The 6080-nt window shown below is 74.3% G+C and carries 6 protein-coding genes; 1 reads left to right on the top strand and 5 read right to left on the bottom strand.

Annotation, left to right across the window (positions count from 1 at the left end; all coding sequences use genetic code 11):
• Positions 1-55 precede the first annotated feature (55 nt).
• Genes Van01_RS30865 through Van01_RS30845 form a run of 5 tightly spaced genes read right to left on the bottom strand, consistent with a single transcriptional unit; the run spans position 56 to position 5175 of the window.
• Positions 56-1366, bottom strand: a complete 1311-nt coding sequence (locus Van01_RS30865; RefSeq protein ID WP_204015106.1) for a DUF58 domain-containing protein — start codon at positions 1364-1366, stop codon at positions 56-58.
• The gene (locus tag Van01_RS30860) at positions 1363-2349 is read right to left on the bottom strand and encodes an AAA family ATPase (protein ID WP_239093495.1); all 987 of its coding nucleotides are present in this window, start codon (positions 2347-2349) and stop codon (positions 1363-1365) included. The genes Van01_RS30865 and Van01_RS30860 overlap by 4 nt, the downstream gene beginning before the upstream one ends.
• Positions 2346-3761: a DUF4350 domain-containing protein gene (locus Van01_RS30855; RefSeq protein ID WP_204015103.1), complete on the bottom strand. Its 1416-nt coding sequence runs from the start codon at positions 3759-3761 to the stop codon at positions 2346-2348. Before Van01_RS30855 ends, Van01_RS30860 begins: the two co-directional genes overlap by 4 nt.
• Positions 3758-4333, bottom strand: coding sequence for a DUF4129 domain-containing protein (locus tag Van01_RS30850; RefSeq protein ID WP_204015100.1), 576 nt, complete (start codon positions 4331-4333; stop codon positions 3758-3760). The genes Van01_RS30855 and Van01_RS30850 overlap by 4 nt, the downstream gene beginning before the upstream one ends.
• On the bottom strand, positions 4330-5175 hold the full coding sequence (locus Van01_RS30845; RefSeq protein ID WP_204015097.1) for a hypothetical protein: 846 nt from the start codon (positions 5173-5175) through the stop codon (positions 4330-4332). The genes Van01_RS30850 and Van01_RS30845 overlap by 4 nt, the downstream gene beginning before the upstream one ends.
• A 209-nt stretch (positions 5176-5384) precedes the next feature.
• Here Van01_RS30845 and mtrA point away from each other — a divergent pair, with 209 nt between their 5' ends.
• On the top strand, positions 5385-6074 hold the full coding sequence (gene mtrA / locus Van01_RS30840; RefSeq protein WP_093406568.1) for an MtrAB system response regulator MtrA: 690 nt from the start codon (positions 5385-5387) through the stop codon (positions 6072-6074).
• Positions 6075-6080: the final 6 nt, after the last annotated feature.

Genomic DNA, 6080 nt, shown 5'->3' with positions numbered 1-6080 from the left:
GCCGACCGGGTGGCGATAACTTCATGATCAACGGGGCTGGTGGGGGTGGGGGGGGTCAGAGTTGGGCTTTGGATTTGAGGGTCAGGTAGGCGTCGGCCAGGGCGGGGGCAAGGTGGGGGGCGGGGGCGTCTACCACTGTGACGTGGTGGCGGGTGAGGGCCGCGGTGAGGCGGTCGCGTTCGGTGAGGGTGCGCCAGGCGGCGGCTGCGGTGTACGCGTCCTCGGCTCGCCGTGGAGGTGTGGCGGTGAGCCGGGCGAGCACGGGATCCTGTGCCGCGGCCACCAGCACCCGGTGCCGGGCGGCCAGTCGTGGCAGCACCGGCAGCAGTCCCTCGCCGAGCGCGCCGGGTTCCAACGCGGTGAGCAGCACCACCAGGCTGCGCGGGCGGTGTCGCCGCAGCAGCTCACCGGCGATCAGGCGGAAATCGGTCTCGACAAGCGTGGGTTGCAGCGGGGCCAACGCGTGCGCCAGCCGGCTCCACTGCCCGGGACGTTCGACGCCAGCCACCGAGGCACGGGACACGGCGTCCGCCGCGAGCACGTCCACCCGGTCGCCGGCCCGCGCCGCCAACGCGCTGAGCAGCAGTGCCGCCTCGATCGAGGCGTCCAGCCTCGGCTCGTCACCCACCCGTACCGCCGAGGTGCGGCCGGTGTCCAGCACGCAGATCAGCCGCCGGTCCCGCTCCGGACGCCAGGTGCGGACCAGCACCTCCGCGCGCCGGGCGCTGGCCCGCCAGTCGATGGAACGGACGTCGTCGCCGGACACGTACTCGCGTAACGCGTCGAACTCGGTGCCCGGCCCACGTCCCCGACCGACCTGTGTGCCGTCGATGACGCGCAGCCGCGACAGCCGCTCCGGCAGGTGTCGGCGGGAGTCGAATCGGGGCAGCACCCGGACGGTCCACTGCGGAGTGTCAGGCCGGCCACCCAACTGCCGGAACGCCAGCCCGAGCGGCCCGAACGAGCGGACGGTCAGCGCCACGGCGGGCCGGTCGCCACGGCGGGTGGGGGTGAGGTGGCTGGGCAGTGCGAGCACCTCACCGGGGGCGGCCCGCACCACCCGGTTCGGCGGCACCTCCGGCCGGGCCCCGGCCGACGGCACCCAGGCGTCGCGGACCCGGGCGCGTAGCGGCCGGCTGGAGGAGTTGCGCAGGTACAGGGTGACGGTGGCGGTGCCACCGAGCCGTACCGCCCGTTCCCCGGCCCGCTCGGCGGTGAGCGCCCGCAGCGGCGCGGCGAGCGTGAGGTCGATGCCGACGAGCAGCAGCACCACGCCGACCATCACCGCCACCCCGACGAAGGGCGCCGGCCATCCGGGCAGGGTCAGCGCGCCCACCGCCAGCAGTGCCGCCGCCCGCCAGGTCATCGCGGGGTCGGCACGGTGGCCAGCACCGTGTCCAGGACCGGATCCACCCCGACACCCTCAAGTTCGGCCTCCGGCCGCAGGCGCAGTCGGTGCCGCAGGGTGGGTCGCGCCATCGCCTTGACGTCGTCGGGCACCACGTGGTCGCGTCCGTTCAGCCACGCCCACGCCTTGGCGGTGCCGAGCAGGGCTGTCGCACCGCGCGGCGAGGCACCCAGCTCCAACGCCGGGGTGGCGCGGGTGGCCCGGCACAGATCGACGACGTAGCCGAGCAGCGGATCGGCAACGTGGACGCGACCCACCGCCGCGCGCGCGGCGGCCAGCTCGGCCGCGTCCGCCACCGGCCGTACGCCGGCAGCGGCCAGGTCCCGGGGGTCGAAGCCGGCATGGTGGGCGCGGAGCACACCCAGCTCCTCGTCCCGGCTGGGCAGCGGCACTGTGAGCTTGAGCAGGAACCGGTCCAGCTGGGCCTCCGGCAGCGGGTAGGTGCCCTCGTACTCCACCGGGTTCTGGGTGGCGGCCACGATGAACGGATCGGGCAGCATGCGCTGCTCGCCCTCCACGGTGACCTGCCGCTCCTCCATCACCTCGAGCAGCGCGGACTGGGTCTTCGGTGGGGTGCGGTTGATCTCGTCGGCGAGCAGCAGGTTGGTGAAGACCGGCCCCTCCCGGAAGGTGAACGCCGCGGTTCGCGCGTCGAAGACCATCGAGCCGGTGACGTCGCCGGGCATCAGGTCGGGGGTGAACTGCACCCGCCGCGAGGTCAGGTCCAGTGCGGCGGCCACGGTACGCACCAGCAGTGTCTTGGCGACCCCCGGCACGCCCTCCAGCAGCACGTGACCACGGCAGAGCAGGGCGACGATCAGTCCGGTGACCACGCCCTCCTGACCCACGACCGCCTTGCCCACCTCGGCACGGAGCCGGTGCAGCGCCGCCCGGGTGGGGTCGGCGGCGAGCGGGTCCACGGTCAACGGGGATCGGGTCACCGGGGGTCTCCTTCGGATCGGGGCTTCGGCAGCCGGGCCGGGGCCGGCGGGTCGGCGACGGGCTGCGCGGGCGGCGACCCGCCGGCACCTGCTACGGGCCGCGCGGGCGGCGACCCGCCGGCACCTGCGACGCGGTCCAGGTCGCCGGCCAGTTCCAGCAGGTCCCGGTCGGTTCGCGGCGCGTCGCCGTAGAGCAGCTCGTGGATGGCGTCGGGTCGGTCGCCGGTCCCGGCGGCCACGGCGGCGGCGACGGTGTCGGGCGGGGCCTCGGCAGGCAGGTGCAGCCGCCGGGCCAGCCGGGCCAGCGTCGCGCTGCGGAGCACCCGGGCGGTGCTCTCCCGGGCGTGTGCCCGCTGGTAGAGACGGCCTCGACCGAGGACCGTCTCGGCGGCCGGTACGGACACCGGCAGCGGTTCCGGGGTGGGCGGGCCGAGGCGGCGGGCCCGGCCGACTGCGATCAGCAGCGCCGCCAGGGCGAGTTGCAGCAGCAGTGCCCAGAACCATGGCGGGAAGGCCGACCAGAGCGGGTTGGGCTCCCCGGAGGTGCCTCGCCCACCGGGGCCGGACGCCTCACCACCCGGACGACCCCCTGGGGTCGTCTCGCCGTTCCCCCCGCCGTCCAGGTCCTCCGGATCACCGGGCTCGTCGGTGCCGTCGTCGCGGTCCGGCAACGGCCGGGTGGGGGCGGGGCTGGGTTCGGGTGGCGGTGGCGCCGGGCCGTCCAGGTCGAGCCAGACCACCCGGCCGGAGGTGGCGAGCAGGCCGGTGGCGAAGGCGAGGTTGTCCCATTCGTCGATCCGGCCGTTGCGGAACGGGTCGCTGGCGCCCACCACCACGCTCTCGGCTGCCCCGGGCAGGCGGGCCAGGCCGGCGGCGTAGCAGAGGTCGACGCTGCCCGGAGCACCTGTGGGCGCGTACCGCTGGCGGGCGACGGCGGCAGTGGCCGCGGGGACGACCTCGGTCAGCGGGCAGGAGCTGCCCTGCCCGTGCGGTGGCACCGCCCGGGTCGCCCACCGCCGGCCGGCCGGGCGCAGCGGCAGGCCGGCGGCGGCCAGCACCCGTCGGGGTGGGTCGACGAGCACCAGTCGGGTGCCGTCGGGCAGCAGACCCAGGTAACCGACCGTCCGTGGGTGCAGCAGCTCGGGCGCCGGGACGAACAGGGTGGTCGGGCCGGGCCGGGTGGCCAGCAGGGCCCGGATCGTGTCGGTCTCCCGCTGCACCATCACCCCCCGCTGGACCAGGCTGGCGGCGAGCCGGCTGCCGCCGTGGTCACCGGTCGCGGCGGGGGAGAGGAAGCCCCGGTCGGTCTGGTCCGGCTGGTCGATCTCCCGGGTGACAAGCGTGATCGCCGTCAGCAACACCGCCACCAGCACCGGTACCACGATCCGGTGGCGTCGTCCGCGCGCGCTCACCTGTCGTCGTCCGTCGGACGGGTGACCGTGGCGAGCAGGTCGCCGAGCTGACCGGCGTGGCCGCGCATCCGGTGATCGTGGTCGGCGGTGGCCGGGCGTTGGGCGTACCACAGCTCGGAGAAGATGGCGGCGGCGGCGGTCAGCGGCGGTCCAGCCGGTGGGTGGTTGGCGGTGGCCTCGGTGACCACCTCGGTGACGGTCATGCCGGGCCGTACCCGTACCACCTGTCGCTCGGTGAGCTGGTGGAGCATGACGCGCAACCGCTCGCGAACCGCCTCACCGTAGCGCCCTTCCGCGGCCAGCCGGTCGGCCGTCCCGACCGTGCCGACCGGGCCAGCGGCCGGCTGCGGGATGACTGTCACCGGCGAACCGGTCTCCGACTCTCGCTGGTGCGGCCGGGCGGAGCGCCGTCGGCGAGGCCGGGGAAGCCGGCGGGGCAGCCAGGCGGGGAAGGTGTACCAGGCCGTCGCGGTCAGCACCGTGGCCAGCACCAGCAGCAGCGCGGCCAGCGGCAACGGCAGGTGGTCTCCGAGGGCGGCGGTGGTCTCGGTCCACCACCGGCTGAAGTTCATCCGCCGACCGCCAGCAGTTCGGTGGTCGCCGGTGCGCCGGGCGCGCGGGAGAGCCGGATGTCCAGGCCCTCGGTGCGGATCCGGGTCTCCAGGTGTACGACCGCGTCCAGGCAGGCCAGCGCGGCGTAGGCGACTGTGTTCACGGCCGCCCAGGCCAGCATCGCCACGGCGGTGGCCAAGCCCTCGGTGATCAGATCGAGTGCGGTCAGCCCGGTGAACAACCCCCAGCCGAGCCCGACCCGGACCATCCACCAGACGAGGTACCCCAACAGCCGCAGCGCGGCGGCCCGGCCGCCCAGACGCGACGCGAGGGCGACAGCGCGCCTGATCGCCCGTACCGGCGCGACCCGGTCGATCACCAGTGCCGGTGCCACCGCGCCCAGCAGCGCGAACCCGACGAGCCAGGCCGGGCCGAGCAGCGACGCGAGCAGCATGACCGCGCCGACCACCAGGCAGAGCAGGGCGGTGGCACCCCAGCGGCTGCCGCTGGAGCCCAGCAGCTCTCCGGTGGTGGGGCGGCGGCCGACGAGCGCGCCGGCGGCGGCGCGGGCGGCCGGGTTGCCGAGGAACAGGATGATCATCGCTTCGGTCGCGGCGCCGAGGGCGAGCAGGAACCAGAAGAGACCGAGGTCGTCCATGCCGGCCGGCCACCACAGCGGACCGGTGGCACCCATGGCGGTCCGCAGCGGCAACAGCAGGAGTTGCTCGCCGACGGCCAGTACGGCGGCGAGGGGCAGCAGGACCGCCGCCCGGCCGCGCAGCAGCAGCACCGCCGAGTCGAGCAGTTCGCCGATGGTGAGCGGGCGGCCGGGGAGTACGACTGTCGGGCCTGTTTCTGGCACGCGTACTCCTGGTGGGCGGTGACGGTGGCGCGCTGCGGCGCACCCGGGGATCATGTTGACACGCGCGGTCGCCCGGGGTGCAGTCCCGCCCCCTTGGGTGGCACGTGCGGGCGGTACAACCGAGCGGTGCTGGGCACGGCCCCCCTGACGGCAGTAGCGTGCGGGTGACGCCGAGTCCACCGAACTGACGGGATGGAACCATTAACCCCATGAGAGCCCGGGTACTGGTGGTCGACGACGACCCCGCGCTCGCCGAGATGCTCGGCATCGTGCTGCGCAGCGAAGGCTTCATGCCCTCGTTCGTGGCGGACGGGGAACGGGCACTTGCCGCGTTCCGTGACAATCGGCCCGACATCGTCCTGCTCGACCTGATGTTGCCCGGAATGAGCGGTATCGACGTGGCGCGAGCGATCCGGGGCGAATCCGGGGTGCCGATCGTGATGCTGACCGCCAAGAGCGACACCGTCGACGTCGTGCTCGGCCTGGAGTCGGGCGCCGACGACTACGTGGTCAAGCCGTTCAAGCCGAAGGAACTGGTGGCCCGGATGCGGGCCCGGCTGCGCCGTGGCGAGGACGCCGCGCCCGAACTGCTCACCATCGGCCCGCCCGGCAACCAGATCGCCATCGACGTGCCGGCGCACACCGTCAGCCGCAACGGCGAGGAGGTGAAGCTGACGCCGCTGGAGTTCGACCTGCTTGTCGCGCTCGCCCGCAAGCCGCGTCAGGTCTTCACCCGCGAGGTGCTGCTGGAGCAGGTCTGGGGGTACCGGCACGCGGCCGACACCCGGCTGGTGAACGTGCACGTGCAGCGACTGCGTGCCAAGATCGAGCCGGATCCGGAGCGACCGGAAATCATCCTCACCGTTCGCGGCGTGGGCTACAAGGCGGGTACCGGATAGCCTGGT

Origin of the sequence: Micromonospora andamanensis (assembly GCF_016863495.1) — a bacterium.
GTDB lineage: Bacteria > Actinomycetota > Actinomycetes > Mycobacteriales > Micromonosporaceae > Micromonospora > Micromonospora andamanensis.
This window is presented reverse-complemented; position numbering and strand designations above follow the sequence as displayed.